This is a genomic window from Kosakonia quasisacchari (assembly GCF_004331415.1).
Classification (GTDB): Bacteria; Pseudomonadota; Gammaproteobacteria; order Enterobacterales; family Enterobacteriaceae; genus Kosakonia; species Kosakonia quasisacchari.
Map to the genome: position 1 here is coordinate 123,710 of NZ_SJOP01000012.1, position 18,725 is coordinate 142,434.

An 18,725-nucleotide genomic window follows, 5' to 3' on the forward strand; every position below is an offset into this window, starting at 1 on the left:
GTTATTTCAGGCTCTCACCGTTACTGGCGATGACATCGCGATACCAGTAAAAACTTTTCTTACGGCTGCGTGCCAGGGTGCCGTTGCCGTTATCATCGCGATCAACATAAATAAAACCGTAGCGCTTGGAGATCTCCGCTTTGGAGGCACTGACTAGATCAATCGGCCCCCAACTGGTGTAGCCCATCACCTCGACACCATCATCAATCGCTTCGCGCACCTGCACCAGGTGATCGTTGAGATAAGCAATGCGGTAATCGTCGTTAATACTGCCGTCGGCTTCCACTTTATCTTTCGCGCCCAGACCGTTTTCAACGATGAAAAGCGGTTTCTGCCAGCGATCCCACAGCATATTCAGCAGTGTACGCAGACCAATCGGGTCAATCTGCCAGCCCCACTCTGAGCTCGCCAGGTGTGGGTTCTGCACCATGCTGAGAATGTTGCCGCGCGCCTTCTGGTTCAGCTCTTCATCGGTGGTGACACAGCCAGTCATGTAGTAACTAAAGGAGATAAAATCGATGGTCGATTTCAGCGCGTCGCGATCGGCATCGGTGATATCAATGTGAATGCTGTTGTCGCGGAAATAGCGCAGCATATAGCCCGGATACGCGCCACGGCACTGCACATCGCCAAAGAATTCCCAGCTACGATTCTGCTGGAGCGCTTCCAGCACATCTTCCGGTTTACAGCTCAGCGGATACATCAAACCACCCAGCAACATGTTGCCGATTTTGCCGTCGGGGACAATCTCGTGGCAGGCTTTTACCGCCAGCGCACTCGCCACCAGTTGGTGATGAATGGCCTGGTACACTTCCGCTTTGCTGCTGGTTTCCGGCAGGCCGACGCCGGTCATCGGCGCATGCAGCGACATGTTGATCTCATTAAAGGTTAACCACAGCTTCACTTTGCTGGCATAACGCGTGAACACCGCACGCGCATAACGCTCAAAAAAGCCGATGGTTTTGCGGTTGCCCCAGCCGCCATACTGCTTCACCAGCCCCCACGGCATCTCATAGTGGGAGAGCGTCACCAGCGGTGTGATGCCATGTTTTGCCAGCTCATCGAACAGCTTGTCGTAAAACGCCAGCCCCGCTTCGTTCGGCGCGGTTTCATCGCCGTTGGGGAAGATGCGCGTCCAGGCTATCGACACGCGCAGGCAGCGAAAACCCATCTCGGCAAACAGGGCGATATCTTCCGGGTAGCGGTGATAGAAATCGATCGCCACATCCTTCAGCGCACTGTCACCCGGCACACGTTCGACGACATCGCCGAACACGCCTTTTGGCTGTACGTCGGAGGTCGAAAGACCTTTCCCGCCTTCAAGATACGCGCCTTCCACCTGGTTGGCCGCGAGTGCGCCGCCCCACAAGAACGCTTTCGGAAATGCTTTCATCACTTTCTCCTTTGATTAGCCCGCAACCGCAAGCAGCGGCATACCGGCCTGAACTGAACTTGACGCCACGGTGCTGATGCCACCGAAGCTGTCGCTATTACTGATGATAATGGGCGTGGCGAGATCGAACCCGGCAGCGATAATCGCCTCGCGATCGAACTCCAGCAGCAGATCGCCCGCTTTCACTTTGTCGCCCACCTGCACATGGGCGATAAACGGTTTACCGTCGAGTTTCACCGTGTCGATACCGACATGGATCAGCACTTCAATGCCGTTATCGCTGAGCAAGCCAATGGCGTGTTTGGTTTCAAACAGCGAAGCCACTTCACCGGCAAACGGCGCCACTACCCGGCCATCGGCTGGAATAATCGCCACGCCCTCACCCAGCAAACCGCTGGCGAACGTGGTGTCCGGCACCTGGTCGAGTGCCAGCACGCTGCCGTTCATTGGCGCAAGGATCTCATTGGCTTTGGCGGGTACAACGTCAACCGGCTCGGCGGCGACGGGCGTTTTTGGCAGACCGGCGACAAACGTCAGTACGCAAGAGAGCGTCAGCGCGACCACACTACCCACAATGCCGCCCCACAGCGTGGCGTCAACGCCGCCCGGCGGGATCATCTGCGCCAGCATAAAGACGTTGGGGAAACCGAAGGAGTAAACATGGCTGTTACTAAAACCGACAATCGCGCCGCCAATCGCCCCGGCAACACAACCGAAAATAAACGGACGACGCAGCGGCAGCGTTACGCCGTAGACCGCCGGTTCGGTAATACCAAAGATACCGGCGGCGATGGCGGAACCCGCCAACATTTTCTGTCGGCCATCACGGGTGCGCAGGAAGATCCCCAATGTGGCCCCCACCTGGCCTAATACCGCTGGCAGCAGGATAGGCAGCATAGTGTCCTGACCGAAGACCGCCAGGTTGTTGATCATCAACGGCACCACCCCCCAGTGCAGACCGAAAATCACACAGACCTGCCACAGCGCGCCGAGTGCCGCGCCCGCCAGCCACGGCGCCAGCGTGTAAATCGCCTGGTAGCCGTGCGCCAGCATCTGGCTAAGCCAGGTGGCGACCGGGCCAATCACCAGAAAAGTCAGCGGCACGGTAATGGCAATGCAAAACAGTGGCGCGAAGAAGTTCTTAATCGACGCATGCAGAAAGCGGTTGCCCTGCTTTTCCAGCCAGCAGCTAACCCATGCGGCCAGAATAATGGGGATCACCGAACCGCTGTAATTAATAAAGGTGACCGGAATGCCCAGGAAGGTTTCACTCACCGCCCCGCTCGCCTGGCCCGCCTCAAAGGCGCTTATCATCAGCGGGTGGGTTAATGCCCCGCCAATTGCCATAGTGATAAACGGGTTGCCGCCAAATTTTTTCCCGGCGGTGTAACCGAGGATCAGCGGGAAGAAGAAAAAGAGCGCGTCGCTGGCGGCAAACCAAATTTTGTACGTGCCGCTGGTGGTCGTGAGCCAGCCGCAAACCACCGCCAGTGCCAGTAGACCTTTGAGGATCCCGGAAGCCGCGAGAATGCCGATAAACGGCGTGAAAATGCCGGAGATGATATCGATCATGCGGCCAAACAGGCTGCCTTTATCATCGCCTGCCGCCACGGGGGTATCGTCTGTTAAGCCCGCCTCGTTACGCACCGCTTGCCAGACATCGTGAACGTGATTACCAATGACCACCTGAAACTGACCGCCGCTTTCCACCACCATAATCACGCCGGGGTTGGCTTTTAAGCCTTCGGCATCGGCTTTTTTCATCTCTTTAAGTTTAAAGCGCAACCGCGTAGCGCAGTGCACCAGGCTTGTGATGTTCTCCTTGCCGCCAACGTGGCTGAGGATCTCTTTTGCCAGCGCTTGATATTCCATGCTGCGTTCCTTACTTCATGCCCGAAGGCGTTGACTGAGTAAAAAAAAACCTGAGACCGGCACCTCTCGGTGTCGGACTCAGGTTTTGCCTGCATTATGCTTGCAGTAACAATCCGTAAAGCGCGTTTAGCGCCGTTCTTTGCGCACTCGCTCAATATGAATAGCGAGGAACATAATCTCTTCTGTGGTCAGCGGGCGCTGATAATTGCTTACCAGGTGGCGCGCCACTTTTTCCGCGCACTGCCAGGCCAGCCGGTAGTTCTCTTTGACCGCCTGGTGAAGCGACAAATCATCGTCTTCCACCACCGTGCGGCTCAGCATGCGCTGGGAGAAAAACTTCAGGTGCGTGACAAAGCGGTGATAGCTCAGCGACTCTTCATCGTATTCCAGCTTCAACTGATACTTCACGATATGCAGAATTTCCTGCATCACCTTGGTGATATGCATCACTTCAGGCATTTCGCTGTTCAACTGCGCCGTCACCAGATGCAGGGCAATAAACCCCGCCTCATCTTCCGGCAGCTCCACACCAAGACGTTGGGCGAGGATCGCCCGCGCCTGCTGACCCAGTTCAAACTCTTTCGGGTAGAGGCGTTTTATCTCCCACAACAGCACATTGCGCACCACCGCGCCCTTTTTCTGCCGTTCAATGGCAAAAAAACAGTGGTCAGTCAGCGTGATGTAGAGACTCTCCTGCAACGTCCCGAGCCGCGCTTTGGCAAGCTCAATAATGCGATCGCAGGTGGTCATTACCTCCAGCGGGATCTGGCTGAGAAGCTCGCCAAGACGCCGCACCAGCTCATCGCTCTGCAAGGCGAACACTTTTTCGATACTGCGTTCATCGAGTTGATCGCCGGGACGTTTCTGGTAAGCAATTCCCCTGCCCATCACCACTTGTTCGCGCTGCTGCTCGTCCAGCACCACCACGACATTGTTGTTTAATATTTTGGTGATATTCATTCCGACCCCGGAAATAAAAAAACCTGACCTCCGACAGTTGCCAGATGATCAGGTTTCGCCTGCTTGCGCAGTAACAATCCACGCTCGCACTTTAAACTAGCTGTATTGAAGCGAACAACGAGACAGCCAGTGAAATGTGATCGCCATCATACGATATATTCAGTTAATGAATATTGTAATCGGTTCGCGTCAGCCGCAAACGCGGGTGAGCTGGCGAGAGATCGCCTGCGCGATATCGTCGGAATGTTTATAGGTGCGGATCTCAGTAAACAGCTCGCAGGCCTCAAGATATTCTTTGCGTAAATAGCCCAGCCACTGTTTGATGCGCGCAACGTGATACAAGCCGGTATCGCCCTGCTTTTCCAGCCGCGAATATTTCGCCAACAACGCGACAACCTCCGGCCACGGCATACGCGGTTCGTTATATTTCACCACCCGACTCAGATTCGGCACATTCAGCGCGCCGCGGCCAATCATCACCGCATCACAGCCGGTGACGGCTATACAATCCTGTGCACTTTGCCAGTCCCAAATCTCGCCGTTGGCAATCACCGGAATGGTTAACCGCTTACGGATCTCGCCGATGGCGTGCCAATTGATGCACTCGGCTTTGTAACCCTCTTCTTTGGTGCGCCCGTGTACCGCCAGTTCGCTGGCGCCGGCCTGCTGTACCGCATCGGCAATTTCAAACGCGCGCGCAGGGCTATCCCAGCCAAGACGCACTTTTACCGTCACCGGCAGGTGCGACGGCACCGCTTCGCGCATCGCTTTTGCACCACGATAGATAAGCTCAGGATCTTTGAGTAACGTCGCACCGCCACCGCTGCCGTTGACCAGCTTCGACGGGCAACCGCAGTTGAGATCAACCCCCCAGGAGCCCAGCTCAACCGCGCGCGCGGCATTTTCAGCCAGCCACTGCGGGTATTGCCCTAAGAGTTGAATACGCACCAGCGTACCGGAAGGCGTTCGGCTTTGACGGTGCAACTCAGGGCAGATTTTATAGAAGGATTTTACCGGCAGGCGTTGATCCACCACGCGTAAGAATTCGGTGATGCACAAATCATAATCGTTAACCTCGGTCAGCAGCTCGCGCACCAGCGAATCGAGCACACCTTCCATCGGCGCCAGTAATACACGCATATATCGCCCCGCAAAAAAGAGGCGCCATAGTAGCGTCTCTGTTCAGGCGTGGAAAGTGCCTTTCTTCACTACACTTTGGGCTACGTGTGGCGCTAAATCTTGTGGGAATGCATAACGTTCCTGAATGGAATGTTTGGTATGCTCATAATTCATGATGTGATCAGTAGCACGTTTTTTGCTTTAATTGTATGATGAATGCGTTTCGACAAGGGCTTTCACCATGAGTAACTCACTGAATATTATCTGGCAGTATCTTCGTGCGTTTGTGCTTATTTACGCTTGTCTCTACGCAGGCATTTTTGTTTCATCGCTGCTGCCCATTACCATTCCTGGCAGCATTATCGGCATGCTGATTATGTTCGTGCTGCTGGCGCTGCAAATTCTGCCTGCCAAATGGGTAAATCCGGGCTGCTTTATTTTGATCCGTTACATGGCTCTGCTGTTCGTGCCCATTGGCGTTGGCGTCATGCAATATTACGACCTGCTGCGTGCGCAGTTCGGCCCCATTATTGTTTCCTGCGCGGTGAGCACAATTATTGTCTTTTTGGTGGTGAGCTGGAGCACCCATCTGGTGCATGGCGAGCGCAAAGTGGCAGGACAAAAAGGTCGCAAAGAATGATGACGTATATCTGGTGGTCGTTACCGCTGACGCTGGCAGTTTTTTTCGCCGCGCGTAAACTCGCCGCGCGTTTCAAGCTGCCGCTGCTCAACCCGCTGTTGGTGGCGATGGTGGTGATTATCCCGATCCTGCTGGTGACGGGTATTCCGTATGACCACTATTTCCAGGGCAGTAAGGTCCTTAACGATCTGTTGCAACCTGCCGTTGTTGCGCTGGCGTTTCCGCTCTATGAGCAGTTACATCAGATTCGCGCCCGCTGGAAATCAATTATTACTATCTGCTTTATCGGCAGCATGGTGGCGATGTTTTCCGGTACCGCCGTTGCGCTGCTGATGGGCGCGACACCGGAAATTGCGGCATCGATATTACCGAAATCCGTTACCACGCCGATTGCGATGGCGGTTGGTGGCAGCATTGGCGGCATCCCGGCAATCAGCGCAGTGTGCGTGATCTTTGTCGGCGTATTGGGTGCAGTATTCGGTCATACCCTGCTGAACCTGATGCGTATAACCACGAAATCGGCACGCGGGCTGGCGATGGGAACCGCCTCGCATGCGCTGGGCACCGCGCGCTGCGCCGAGCTGGATTATCAGGAAGGGGCGTTCAGTTCGCTGGCATTAGTGATTTGCGGGATTATCACCTCGCTGGCCGCGCCGTTTTTGTTCCCGGTTATCCTCGCGTTGCTGGGTTAAAATTTGCGATACGTCGCGCATTTTTAATTTGAGTTTCATAAGTTGCACATACAGTGTGAAGTGAATCACACATAGAGCCTATGCGGCCCCGTAAACTACGATTCCAATACACTGCTATGAGGCACAGCTATGCATTCACGTTTTCACCCTGCTTTTTCCGGGCTTGCGGAGAATTTACAGACCGCACTGGCTCCTCTGCTGGCGGATAAGCATTTCTCCGCCATGCTGAGCGCAGAGCAGGTGGCAACATTGCAAAGCGCGACGGGGCTGGACGAGGACGCGCTGGCGTTTGCGTTACTGCCGCTCGCCGCCGCCTGCGCCCGCACCGACCTTTCCCACTTCAACGTGGGCGCGATTGCGCGTGGCATCAGCGGAACATGGTATTTCGGCGCCAATATGGAGTTTCTTGGCGCAACGATGCAACAAACCGTACATGCCGAGCAGAGCGCCATCAGCCACGCCTGGCTGCGCGGGGAAAAAGCGCTCTCTTCCGTGACCGTCAACTACACGCCGTGTGGCCACTGCCGCCAGTTTATGAATGAACTGAACAGCGGCCTGACTCTGCGCATTAACCTGCCGGGTCGCGCGCCGCATACGCTAGGCGATTACCTGCCGGATGCGTTTGGACCAAAAGATCTCGACATCAAAACGCTGTTAATGGACCAACAGAACCACGGTTTTTCACTGCACGGTGATGACGTGGCACAGGCGGCAATCCACGCGGCCAATAAAAGCCACTCGCCCTACACCCATTCGCCGTCGGGCGTGGCAATTCTTTGTCGCGACGGGCGTATCTTCAGCGGTAGCTACGCGGAAAACGCCGCATTCAACCCCACGCTGCCACCATTGCAAGGCGCACTGAATCTGCTGAGCCTTGGCGGCTTCGACTACTCGGATATTCAACGTGCTGTACTGGCGGAACGCGCCGATGCGCCGCTCACCCAATGGGATGCCACCACCGCCACACTGCGCGCACTGGGATGTGAGAAGGTTGAACGTGTTTTGCTGAGTAAATAACTCACGCTGCGGGTTCGCGCCCGCAGTGATGAAAAACCCCGCAATTGAACCGTGGTTTCTTGCGCTTGCCGCACGGGTAAAGTAGCCTGAGGGACATTCTAATCCTGTTCGAGTCTGCTGCATGTTAAAGCGTTTTTTTTACAGCTTGTTAGTCCTCATCGGCTTGCTGCTGTTAACTGCGCTTGGCTTAGACCGCTGGATGAGCTGGAAAACCGCCCCCTATATTTACGACGACTTGCAGGATCTTCCCTGGCGGCAGGTCGGCGTCGTCCTCGGCACCGCAAAGTACTACCGTACTGGCGTTATCAATCAATATTACCGCTACCGAATTCAGGGCGCGCTTAATGCGTATAACAGCGGCAAGGTAAACTACCTGTTGCTGAGCGGTGATAATGCCCTGCAAAGCTACAACGAACCGATGACCATGCGTAAGGATTTAATCGCCGCTGGTGTCGATCCTGCCGACATCGTGCTGGATTATGCCGGTTTCCGCACACTGGATTCGATTGTGCGCACGCGTAAAGTCTTCGATACCAACGACTTCATTATCATTACCCAGCGTTTCCACTGCGAACGTGCGTTGTTTATCGCCCAGCATATGGGCATCCAGGCACAGTGTTACGCCGTGCCTTCGCCGAAAGATATGTGGAGCGTCCGCGTGCGCGAATTTGGCGCGCGGCTGGGCACGATTGCCGATCTGTATATGTTCAAGCGTGAGCCGCGCTTCCTCGGCCCGCTGGTGCCTATTCCGTCAATGCAGGAAGTGCCGGACGATGCGCAAGGCTACCCGGCCGTCACCGCCGAGCAGCTTATCGATATGCAAAAGAAAGGAAAAAACTGAAGCGTCAGTTAATTGACGCGTTGCGACTGTTGGTTTTCATTGGACGGACAAGCGTAAAGCCGCGCTCAACAAAATGGCGGTGATCGATAGCCGCACGGCTGGCTCTGTCGAGCGTCCACTGGCCATTTAGCGCGTTGAAGGACAATGCTTTCTCCCCTTCCGGCGTATTAACCAGGTATTCCCCGCTTTTTAAATACCCTGCGCTACACACAATCCGTGCTGGCGGGCTGTTCTTCATCCTGAACTCTATTTTGCGAAAGCCAGTAGGTACCGGGCAGAAATAGAAAAAGGGTAAGGACGTGATTTTGAGATCGCCGAGGGAGGCAATCACGTCGCCATCGCGCAACAGTTCGACATTTTTCAGAGAGAAGTTAACAGGAGTATTTTTTTCATGCGGTAGATTATCAACAGTAAAATAAACAAAATTCATAAGCGCCCCTGAGCTGCGGATACAACCTCATTCACAGATTCATTCTTTCAAGCGTAAGTAGCTATGGGCATACAGGCATTCAGAATTGGCTTAAATATCGGGCACATGGGATGCACCCGAAGTGCAAAGCGAAGCGTCAGGCCACTTTGCTTTCATGTTGCTGCAGGCTACGCTCAAGGTCGTAGATCAGGCTTCTCACCATATCAGGGGTTAAATTAAAAAAAGGCGAATCAAACGTCGTTGCTCCCGCGCCGCAAGGCCCCGTGCTGCAACCAAACTTCACTACCACGCCATCCAAATCCTCTACCACTCCCACCTGCCAGCCAATCACGGGAAGTGCAGGAAACGTGCACTCACTGTTCATCCCTAATCTCCTTATTAACATTGCGACTTTATTGAGCGTAGCACTGAAGCAAAAAATTTAACAACTCGCCGTGAGTGAAGTTTTTGGGTAGGAAGCAGTGGGTTTAATCCCTCGCAAGAAGGGGGCAAACAGGCAAAAAAAAGCCCGCTATTTCAGCGGGCCTGGTACAGATGATGGGATTATTTTTTACGTGCGTATTTCAGCGAGTCCAGCGCCACGGCGAAGATAATGATGCCGCCCTTGATGATGTACTGCCAGTACGGGTTAATACCGATATAGGTCAGACCGTAGTTGATAACGGTGAAGATAATCACACCGGTCACTACGCCAAGCACGGTACCCACACCGCCGCTGAAGGAGACCCCGCCAACCACGCAGGCGGCGATGGCGTCCAGTTCATACATAAAGCCCAGGTTGTTGGTAGCGGAACCGATACGACCCGCTTCCAGCATCCCGCCGAAGGCATAGAACACACCGGACAGCGCGTAAATCATCAGCAGGTTCAGTGCCACGTTAACGCCGGAGACTTTTGCCGCTTCCGGGTTACCACCGATGGCGAAAATATTTTTGCCAAAGCGGGTTTTATTCCACAGCACCCAGACGAACGCCACGGCGATCAACGCATAGAAAGTGATATACGATAGACGGAAACTGCCCAGCGCAATAAAGCCCTGCGTAAAGGTCGAGAAGCCGCTGTCGAAGCCGGAAATCGGCGACGCGCCCACAAAGTCGTAGTACAGGGAGTTGATACCATAAACAATGATCATCGTACCCAGCGTGGTGATAAACGGCGTCACGTTCAGGTAAGCAATCACGATACCGTTCACCAGGCCAATCACTGCACCGATGACGCAAACAATCAGGATCACCACCGGAATCGGCATTGTCGACATATCCGGGAAGACCTTGTTGACGTTTTCCATCGACTGCAGCAGCGTTGCGGCAACCACTGCCGCGAGGCCAACCTGACGTCCGGCGGAAAGGTCTGTACCCTGGGTCACAATCAGACCCGCTACACCCAGCGCGATAATAATACGCACCGAGGATTGCGTCAGAATGTTACTTAAGTTCAGCAGACTTAAGAATGTGGGATCCTGAAAAATGATAATGGCCAGTAACACTAAAAGAACAACGTAAATACCGCCGTCTTTCAGATAAGTGAGAAAAGTTTTCTTATTTAACGCACTCATGAGGAGCCCCTGATCTTAAAGGTGCAAAGACGCAAGACGGAGAATTTCGTTTTGCGTTGTCGTTTTAGTATCAACAATTCCGGAAACGAGGCCATTGCTCATAACCAGAATACGGTCAGTGATGCCTAACAACTCAGGCATTTCAGAGGAAATAATAATGATCCCCTTATTCTTTTTCGCCAGTTCGGCAATCAGTTGGTAAATTTCAAATTTAGCCCCAACGTCAATACCACGGGTCGGCTCATCAAGCATTAAAATTTCTGGCTGCGTTAATAACCAGCGACCAATAACCACTTTTTGCTGGTTACCACCGGAAAGCGAACCAATTTGTGTACGGTGGCCGGGTGTTTTAACACGCATAGAATCAATAACCCATTGGGTATCGCTCTTCATGCGGCTATTATCCAGCAGACCGACTTTATTTTTGTAATTCTGAATATTTGAGATTAATGAGTTAAAACCGATATCAAGATAAGCATAAATACCGGTAGAACGGCGTTCTTCAGTCACCAGCGCAAAGCCATTATTAATCGCTTCATTGGCGGTATGATTATTAATCAACTTGCCATGAAGTTTAATCGTGCCTGCGGACTTTTCGCGAATACCAAATAACGTCTCAACAATATCAGTACGTTTCGCCCCGACCAGCCCCGCGATACCGAGAATTTCGCCTTTACGTAAATCAAAGGAGATATCGCGAATAGAGGGCTGGCGCAACGAGGTAAGATTACGCACTTCAAGAATGGTTTCGCCCGGCACGTTGTGCTTGTCCGGGAAGCGCTGGTTCAGGGATCGGCCAACCATCATGGCGATGATCTTATCCATATCCAGCCCTTCCAGCGGCTGGGTGGCAATCCACTGGCCGTCGCGCAGAATAGTAATTTCATCGCACAGCTGGAATATCTCTTCCATTTTATGAGAGATATAAACAATGCCACAGCCACGATCTTTCAGTTTACGGATAATTTTAAACAGATGATTAACTTCTTTTTCCGTCAGCGAAGAAGTCGGCTCATCCATAATGACAATTTTGGCGTCATAAGAGAACGCTTTGGCAATTTCAATCATCTGCATTTGCGATACAGATAATGTTCCCACGCGTGCTTTAGGGTCGATATCAATATCCAGCTCATCAAAAATGGCTTTGGTATCGTGGAACATTTTATCCTGATCGACAAACATGCCTTTGGTCGGATAACGCCCCAACCACATATTATCCATCACGGAACGTTGCAACACCAGGTTGAGTTCCTGGTGAACCATCGAAATACCATTTTCCAGCGCTTCTTTAGCGGAATGGAAATCGATCTCTTTCCCCTGAAAAAGAATACTGCCGGAATCTTTTTGATAGATCCCAAAAAGACATTTTAATAATGTTGATTTCCCCGCACCGTTCTCGCCCATTAATGCATGGATCGAATGCGGACGGACTTTCAAATTGACATTATCGAGTGCCTTTACGCCTGGAAAAGACTTGTTGATATTGCTCATTTCCAACAAGAATTCACCTGACGACTGAGTATTATTGCTGACCATAATTATACCTTGTTGGCCTGGCATATCGTGTTATAAGGGCGCAACAGTCGTTGCGCCCAATGAGAACATGCTTTCTTAATATTATTTACCGGCGATTTCAGCCAGGTTGTCTTTATCTACACCAACGTAAGGAATACGAACAATTTTATTTTCGATTTTCCAGGTGGTGCCATCTGCCGCGCCTTTACCTTCGGCCAGGTTTTTCGCCAGATCGAAGCTCGCTTTCGCCTGGTTGTTCGCATCGTTCAGCACGGTACCGGCCATCGCACCGGATTTCACCAGTGCCAGAGCTTCTGGCAGCGCATCGACGCCAAATACCGGAATAGCGGATTTGTTGTGTGCTTTCAGTGCTTCAACCGCGCCCATTGCCATCGCGTCGTTGTTAGCGATAACCACTTCAATTTTGTTGGCGTTCGGGCCAGAGAGCCAGGCGTCCATTTTGTCTTTCGCCTGAGCGGTATCCCACATCGCGGTATCCAGAGCCAACTGCTGGGTTTTAATGCCCTTATCATTCAGCTCTTTGATAACGTAAGTGGTACGCGCTTCAGCATCCGGGTGGCCCGGCTCGCCTTTCAGCAGTACAAACTGGATTTGGCCATCTTTGTTCAGATCCCAACCCGGGTTCGCCGCCCAGTGTTTAGCAATCAGGTCGCCCTGAATCACGCCGGATTCTTTGGAATCGGTACCCACGTAGTAGGCTTTATCGTAGCTATCCAGCGCTTTACGAGAAGGTTCTTTGTTAAAGAAAACAACCGGAACGTTTTGACCACGCGCTTTCTCAATCACCGTGCCTGCCGCAGCCGGGTCAACCAGGTTGATCGCCAGTGCTTTTACGCCTTTTGCCAGCAGCACGTCGATTTGATCGTTCTGTTTGGATTGGTCATTCTGCGAGTCGTTCATCAGCAGCTGAACATCGGGCGCTGCTTTGGCGTCTTTTTCGATAGCCTTACGGACAACGGACATAAAGTTGTCGTCATATTTATAGATGGTCACACCAATGCGGGTATCCGCTGCGTGTGCGGCTGCGCCAAAAAGCATGCTTGCCATAACAGCAGACAGAGTCAACACCTTCTTATTCATGGTATCTCCGGTTTTTTTATATGCAGGGTAGTTCTTGTGAATAATGCTCGGCGGGTCAGTTGTTACGAAGACGTTACTGCCGACCGAAGTTCACTCTAAAAATCCATTCGTCCGTGTCCGGGTAACGCTCCAGAAGTTCGCTTTCTTCGATGTTTCAAAGCGCTCACTTATAGTGAAAGTGATTAATCACCGTTACATCGTGTTTCAGCTTCTAAAACGCTGACATCATAGTCAGCGCCTTGTTAAGATACTGTGAATTTACTCACAGATTGAAAACGGTTACATCATCGAAGTTTATAAGTTAGTGATCGGCGCCACAGTTTGCCGCGCGGTCACGGAATGGCGGCGTACCAGGGTCGGCATAAAGCAGTGCGCAGCCTCTGGATCCAGCTTTCCTGCGGCCCCCTGCAACGCCAGCTCGGTCGCCAGCCGCGCCATTGAGGCGACCGGGTAACGTACCGTCGTCAGTTGCGGGTCGGTGTAACGCGCTATTGGAATATCATCGAAACCAATGAGTGATAAATGCTGTGGCACCGCAATGCCGTTGTCTTTCAGCGCCGTCAGCGCACCCGCCGCCATGCTGTCGTTATAGGCGAAGACTGCGGTGAGTTGCAGGTTGCGTCCCAGCAGCTCCACCATCGCCGCTTCACCGCCTTGCATGTCCGGCGAACCGGTGCCAACCCAGCTTTCCGGGGCATTAATCCCCTGCTCTTCCAGCGCACGGAACCACCCTTCGCGGCGCATATCGTTATCTTCAATCTGATGGCTGGACGCCAGATAACCGATGCGATGATGGCCGTTATTGAGCAGCATGCGCGTTGCCATCACCGCCCCGCTGACGTTATCAAGGCAGACGCAGCGGTGCGCATAGCCAAGCACCAGCCGGTTGATAAGCACCATGCCGGGGATCTGCTCCATGAAGCCCGTAAGCTCTTCATCGCTTAGTGCTTTTGAGTGAACAATCAGGGCGTTACAGCGTTGGCGGATCAAAACTTCAATGGCGTGACGCTCTTTTTCCGCTTCATGATAACTGTTGCCAATCAGCACATATTTTTGGTGCTGCTGAGCAACCGTATCCACCGCTTTCACCAGCGCACCGAAAAAGGCATCGGAGACATCCATTACCACCACGCCAATGGTGTCGCTAACCTGCGTCGCCAGCGCCTGGGCGTTGGCATTCGGGCGATAACCCAGTTGGGCAACGGCTTTCATCACCGTTTCGCGCGTTTCCGGGCTGACCAGCGCGCTGTTATTAAGCACGCGGGACACCGTCGCGACAGAGACGCCCGCATGCCGGGCAACGTCACGAATGGTGATCATTTTTACCTACCTTTTCTGGATTGCGGCAGTTCACAGCCACCCCCTGTGTTAAGTAAGGAGGCTATTCTGGCAGTCAGCAGACGATTGCTACGTGAGTGGCATCACATGAATGGAAACGGTTACATCCGTTTTGTTAATGATTGTGATCCAGATCGTTATCTGGATGTGCGCGCTAATGACGTCCCTGCAGCACGTGCGGTCAATTGCCGCCATAGCCATTCCATTGGCCCCTGGCGAAAACGCCTGAGCCAAAACAGAGAGAAGAGGATATTCACAGCCCATACCGCAGGCACGAATGCCAGCAGTTGCAGACGGTCGAACTGCATAAACAGCCCGAAACGATTGAATAAGGTGATGCAAATTAACGTTTGCAACAAATAGTTGGTAAGCGCCATGCGTCCAACACAGGCAATAGCGTTGACCAGCTTGAAACCACAGATCTGCGGCCAGAATCCCCACACCAGCGCGGCGTAACCCACCGCCTGTAACGGCGCGCCAAGTTCACGCGGAGCTTGCAGAAAGAAAGCGCACCAGCGATACGACCAGCCTAGCTGCCACTGAGCAATAATCGCAGGGATGTTGATCAGTAGCCCTAGACCAATCAGCAGCACCCCCGTTCGGCGGTAATGGCGCAGGCTGAATTGCCCTTTCAACCAACCGCTGCGCATCAGCGCCGCGCCTATCAGCATCATGCCCGCCAGTTGCCAGCCATATTGCGCCCCCAGCGACAACAGTGCGTTAGAGAGCATATCCGCACGATTGCTGATGGCCTCCCCTATGCCGCCGCTGACTCGCCACCAGGTTTCGTACTGCACATTCGCCGCATCCGGCAACCAGGAGCGGTTCGGCTGCGCACCTGAAATGCCCCCCAGCAATAACAAAACAGCAATGCCAATCAGGTACAGCACCACACCGGTATTGAACATCGTCTTCACATTCTGCGCATCGCGTACCATGCGCCAGGCAATTAGCCCAACCAACCCATAAGCCAGCAGGATATCGCCATCCCAGAAGAAGAGAGCATGAATGAAACCGAGCAGCACCAGTAGCGTCAGGCGCGACTGGATCCAGCGCTTCCCGCGCGGCAGCAACATTTGCAGACCCGCACCGAACAAAAGGGCAAACAGTGAGAGGAATTTCACCTGCGCGAAGAGATCGAGCAGCGCCCAGGTCCAGGCATCCGACACTGTGATGTCGCCGTACCAGGCTGGGTTAAGATAAGCCGCCTTTGGCAAACCAAAGGCGGTGATATTCAGCAAAAGAATCCCGAGAATGGCGATGCCACGAATAAAATCCAGCGTGACATTCCTCTCCATGTCGGCGGCTCCCGCTTATCAGTTAGTGTGGCGGACTGCGCGCAGGAACTCCTGGCGAGTATTCTGACTCGACTTGAACAAACCACCGAGCGAGGTCGTGGTGGTTGCGCTGGTCGCATCGCGGATGCCGCGCGCTTTCACGCAATAATGCACCGCATCAATAGAAACCGCGACATTGTTGGTGCCAAGCAGCGTTTGCAGCGCGGTAAGGATCTGCTGCGTCAGTCGCTCCTGCACCTGCGGTCGCTGCGCAAAAAACTGCACGATACGGTTGATTTTCGACAGGCCGATCACTGAATCCTTCGGGATATAGGCAACGGTGGCTTTGCCGTCGATCGTGACAAAATGGTGTTCGCAGGTGCTGGTCAGCGTGATGTCGCGCACCGTCACCATCTCATCGACTTTCATCTTGTTTTCAATGACGGTTATCTTCGGGAAATTGGCGTAATCGAGGCCGGAGAAGATCTCATCGACATACATTTTGGCAATGCGATGCGGCGTTTCCATCAGGCTGTCATCATTCAGATCGAGATTCAGCAATTGCATAATCTCAGTCATATGCCCGGCGATAAGACGTTTACGGGATTCGTTATCCATTTGCACTGGTGGGCGCAACGGCGTTTCCAGACCACGGGCAACCAGAGCCTCGTGAACGAGCGCCGCTTCTTTACTGAGTGATGACATGTTTTTTATTCTCCTGCAGGTGTGGCGAACTTCGCGGTGTTAACGCAAAGTGAGCGAACATTGTGCGTGAGGTCGCGCACATAATCCAGCCCCGACGACGATAATTATTGAAATCGCTGCCGCCTTTCAGGACGTACGTTTCCAGACCAAAACTCCCCCGATGACCAGAGCGATTGCCGCCACGCCAAGCGCCGGTTCAAGCTGCTGCGTAAGCCAGGTGGAAAGAGCAGAGGTCATTGGGCCGACCAGTTGCCCCATCGCATAGCCCGTGGTCAACAACCCGGCCATATAACGCGTGTGATTGGGTGCAAGTTCGCGTCCATACAGCAGTGAAAGCTGCACGGCGCAGAGAAATCCGCCGCCTACCAGCAACGCGCCGCACACCAGCCCGCTCATACCTGGCAGTAACCATGCCGCCAGTACGCCCGCGCCTTGCAGCCACAATACAATCGCCAGCCGCTGATGGCTGTGTCCAACGTGGCGTAGCAGAATACTTAATGCTATCCCCACCACCGCGGCGGCACCAAACACCGGCCAGACAAATTGAGCAAACAGGCTGCCCGGAAAACGCAGCGCCGCCATTTGCGACAGGAACGTCGCCGGTAAAATATAACCAAACCCGGCCAGGCTGTAGCTCCAGACCAGGCGTTTAAGATCGGTGGTTAACTGTAGCGGCTGTGGCTTTTCTCCTGGCCGATGCCACTCACCAGGACGCGGCAAATAGCGGGCAATCAATGCCACCAACAGCAGCGCCAATACGCCATACACCTGCCATGCGGACGCAGCAGTTAACCCTTTTGCCTGGATTGCCACCGCCAGCAGGCCGCTTAATGCAATACCTGCGCCCGGCCCGGCAAACACCGCGGCACTCAGCCCTGGTTTTCCAGCGTGCGCCAGCCGCTCGTTGGTCCAGGCGGCAATCAGCACCATCGCCCAGCCACTCATTGCGCCAATGACCAGACGCAACGCCCCATGCACCCATGCGTTATCCGCAAGCGAAGAGAGAAAAGTCAGCGCCACCGCGCCGCCAATACCAAGATAAAGACGCACTTCGATATGCCGCTGCGCGCGCATTGCGTCCCAGGCACCAAGCAGATAGCCGAGGTAGTTAATCGCCGCCACCAACCCGGCGCTGGTCAGGGTGAGTTGTTCGTCGCGGATCATTAACGGCACCTGCGGCGTAAAAGCAAAACGCCCGATGCCCATCGCTACCACCAGCACAATAAACCCACAAAGCGCCACACGTTGCGCCATTAGCGCCTCCAAATGTTAACGTAAAGTTATGTTTATGATGCAGTATGTTGCGTTTATGCGGAAGTGAAAGTTACTCACAGCAAAGGGAATAGTCTGTATGATGACAAGAAGTCACCTTACTTTGTTTGTAAAAATTCTAAGGAGCCCCGCATGGAAATGCTCGAAGAGCACCGCTGTTTTGAAGGCTGGCAACAGCGCTGGCACCACGACTCCGCCATATTGAACTGCACGATGACCTTTAGCATCTTCTTACCGCCGCAATACAGCGCAACACCGCCGCCGGTGCTGTACTGGCTCTCCGGCCTCACCTGCAATGACGAAAATTTCACCACCAAAGCCGGGGCACAACGCGTCGCTGCAGAATTAGGTATTGTGCTGGTGATGCCGGATACCAGCCCGCGTGGCGACGATGTGGCAGATGCAGACAGCTATGACCTCGGCAAAGGCGCAGGTTTTTACCTCAACGCCACCCAGCAGCCGTGGGCAGCGCATTACCGAATGTATGATTACCTGCGCGATGAATTACCGACGCTTATCCAGTCGCAATTTAAGGTTAGCGACCGCTGCGCTATCAGTGGCCATTCGATGGGCGGCCACGGCGCGCTAATCATGGCGCTGAAAAACCCAGGCCGTTACACCAGCGTTTCCGCCTTTGCACCAATCGTTAACCCGTTACAGGTGCCGTGGGGGCAAAAAGCGTTTCGCGCCTATCTGGGTGACGACGCGCAACAATGGCGTGAATGGGATAGCTGCGCGCTGATGCTGGAAAGCAACGAAACTGACGCGATTCCAACACTTATCGATCAGGGTGACAACGATCAGTTCCTGGCCGATCAGCTCCAGCCTGCGAGGCTTGCGGAAGTGGCACGACAAAAATCGTGGCCGCTGACGCTGCGTATTCAGTCCGGCTACGATCACAGTTACTTCTTTATCGCTTCGTTTATTGAAGATCATGTGCGCTTCCATGCGCAACATCTGCTGAAATAATCGTAAACCCGGCGATTAACTCGCCGGCTC

18 protein-coding genes are annotated in these 18,725 nt (G+C 53.6%); 5 read left to right on the forward strand and 13 right to left on the reverse strand.

All coding sequences use genetic code 11. The features are described from left to right. Position 1: 1 nt before the first annotated feature. From E0L21_RS14540 to dusC, 4 genes are all read right to left on the reverse strand, one after another. Positions 2 to 1,393, reverse strand: coding sequence for a glycoside hydrolase family 1 protein (locus tag E0L21_RS14540; RefSeq protein ID WP_131410663.1), 1,392 nt, complete (start codon positions 1,391 to 1,393; stop codon positions 2 to 4). Positions 1,394 to 1,408: 15 nt separating this feature from the next. Then, positions 1,409 to 3,265, reverse strand: coding sequence for a PTS beta-glucoside transporter subunit IIABC (gene bglF / locus E0L21_RS14545; protein WP_131410665.1), 1,857 nt, complete (start codon positions 3,263 to 3,265; stop codon positions 1,409 to 1,411). 126 nt (positions 3,266 to 3,391) lie between these two features. Beyond that, positions 3,392 to 4,225, reverse strand: a complete 834-nt coding sequence (bglG, locus tag E0L21_RS14550) for a transcriptional antiterminator BglG (protein WP_131410667.1) — start codon at positions 4,223 to 4,225, stop codon at positions 3,392 to 3,394. A 189-nt stretch (positions 4,226 to 4,414) separates the two neighbouring features. Then, on the reverse strand, positions 4,415 to 5,365 hold the full coding sequence (gene dusC, locus E0L21_RS14555) for a tRNA dihydrouridine(16) synthase DusC (protein WP_131410669.1): 951 nt from the start codon (positions 5,363 to 5,365) through the stop codon (positions 4,415 to 4,417). 220 nt (positions 5,366 to 5,585) lie between these two features. Here dusC and E0L21_RS14560 point away from each other — a divergent pair, with 220 nt between their 5' ends. From E0L21_RS14560 to sanA, 4 genes are all read left to right on the forward strand, one after another. Continuing rightward, complete coding sequence (locus tag E0L21_RS14560; protein ID WP_131410671.1) at positions 5,586 to 5,984, forward strand: CidA/LrgA family protein; 399 nt, start codon at positions 5,586 to 5,588, stop codon at positions 5,982 to 5,984. After that, positions 5,981 to 6,676, forward strand: a complete 696-nt coding sequence (locus E0L21_RS14565; protein WP_131410673.1) for a CidB/LrgB family autolysis modulator — start codon at positions 5,981 to 5,983, stop codon at positions 6,674 to 6,676. The genes E0L21_RS14560 and E0L21_RS14565 overlap by 4 nt, the downstream gene beginning before the upstream one ends. 129 nt (positions 6,677 to 6,805) lie before the next feature. Continuing rightward, positions 6,806 to 7,693, forward strand: a complete 888-nt coding sequence (gene cdd, locus E0L21_RS14570) for a cytidine deaminase (protein WP_131410675.1) — start codon at positions 6,806 to 6,808, stop codon at positions 7,691 to 7,693. A gap of 121 nt (positions 7,694 to 7,814) precedes the next feature. Further along, entirely contained in the window at positions 7,815 to 8,534 is a 720-nt protein-coding gene (sanA, locus tag E0L21_RS14575) for an outer membrane permeability protein SanA (protein ID WP_131410677.1), read from the forward strand. A 4-nt stretch (positions 8,535 to 8,538) separates the two neighbouring features. On the opposite strand, the gene E0L21_RS14580 is transcribed toward sanA, so the two are convergent. The 9 genes from E0L21_RS14580 to E0L21_RS14620 form a co-directional block, all read right to left on the reverse strand. Beyond that, positions 8,539 to 8,964: a hypothetical protein gene (locus tag E0L21_RS14580; protein WP_131410679.1), complete on the reverse strand. Its 426-nt coding sequence runs from the start codon at positions 8,962 to 8,964 to the stop codon at positions 8,539 to 8,541. Positions 8,965 to 9,100: 136 nt separating this feature from the next. Then, positions 9,101 to 9,328 (reverse strand): hypothetical protein, encoded by a 228-nt coding sequence (locus E0L21_RS14585; RefSeq protein WP_131410681.1) that lies wholly within the window; start codon positions 9,326 to 9,328, stop codon positions 9,101 to 9,103. Between the two features lie 179 nt (positions 9,329 to 9,507). Beyond that, positions 9,508 to 10,518, reverse strand: coding sequence for a galactose/methyl galactoside ABC transporter permease MglC (gene mglC, locus E0L21_RS14590; protein ID WP_131410683.1), 1,011 nt, complete (start codon positions 10,516 to 10,518; stop codon positions 9,508 to 9,510). 15 nt (positions 10,519 to 10,533) lie between these two features. Beyond that, a complete protein-coding gene (gene mglA, locus E0L21_RS14595; RefSeq protein ID WP_131410685.1) occupies positions 10,534 to 12,054 on the reverse strand; it encodes a galactose/methyl galactoside ABC transporter ATP-binding protein MglA in 1,521 nt (506 codons plus the stop codon). Positions 12,055 to 12,135: 81 nt separating this feature from the next. Then, positions 12,136 to 13,134: a galactose/glucose ABC transporter substrate-binding protein MglB gene (gene mglB / locus E0L21_RS14600; protein WP_131410687.1), complete on the reverse strand. Its 999-nt coding sequence runs from the start codon at positions 13,132 to 13,134 to the stop codon at positions 12,136 to 12,138. A gap of 294 nt (positions 13,135 to 13,428) precedes the next feature. After that, a complete protein-coding gene (gene galS, locus E0L21_RS14605; protein WP_131410689.1) occupies positions 13,429 to 14,454 on the reverse strand; it encodes an HTH-type transcriptional regulator GalS in 1,026 nt (341 codons plus the stop codon). 155 nt (positions 14,455 to 14,609) lie between these two features. Then, positions 14,610 to 15,770 carry a DUF418 domain-containing protein YeiB gene (yeiB, locus tag E0L21_RS14610; RefSeq protein WP_131410691.1) on the reverse strand — a complete coding sequence of 387 codons (1,161 nt, stop codon included), beginning with the start codon at positions 15,768 to 15,770 and terminating at the stop codon, positions 14,610 to 14,612. A gap of 18 nt (positions 15,771 to 15,788) precedes the next feature. Next, positions 15,789 to 16,454 (reverse strand): GTP cyclohydrolase I FolE, encoded by a 666-nt coding sequence (gene folE / locus E0L21_RS14615; RefSeq protein WP_017459784.1) that lies wholly within the window; start codon positions 16,452 to 16,454, stop codon positions 15,789 to 15,791. Between the two features lie 126 nt (positions 16,455 to 16,580). Then, on the reverse strand, positions 16,581 to 17,708 hold the full coding sequence (locus E0L21_RS14620; protein ID WP_131410693.1) for a YbfB/YjiJ family MFS transporter: 1,128 nt from the start codon (positions 17,706 to 17,708) through the stop codon (positions 16,581 to 16,583). Positions 17,709 to 17,858: 150 nt separating this feature from the next. On the opposite strand from E0L21_RS14620, the gene fghA reads away from it, so the two are divergent. After that, the gene (fghA, locus tag E0L21_RS14625) at positions 17,859 to 18,695 is read left to right on the forward strand and encodes an S-formylglutathione hydrolase (protein WP_131410695.1); all 837 of its coding nucleotides are present in this window, start codon (positions 17,859 to 17,861) and stop codon (positions 18,693 to 18,695) included. Positions 18,696 to 18,725: the final 30 nt, after the last annotated feature.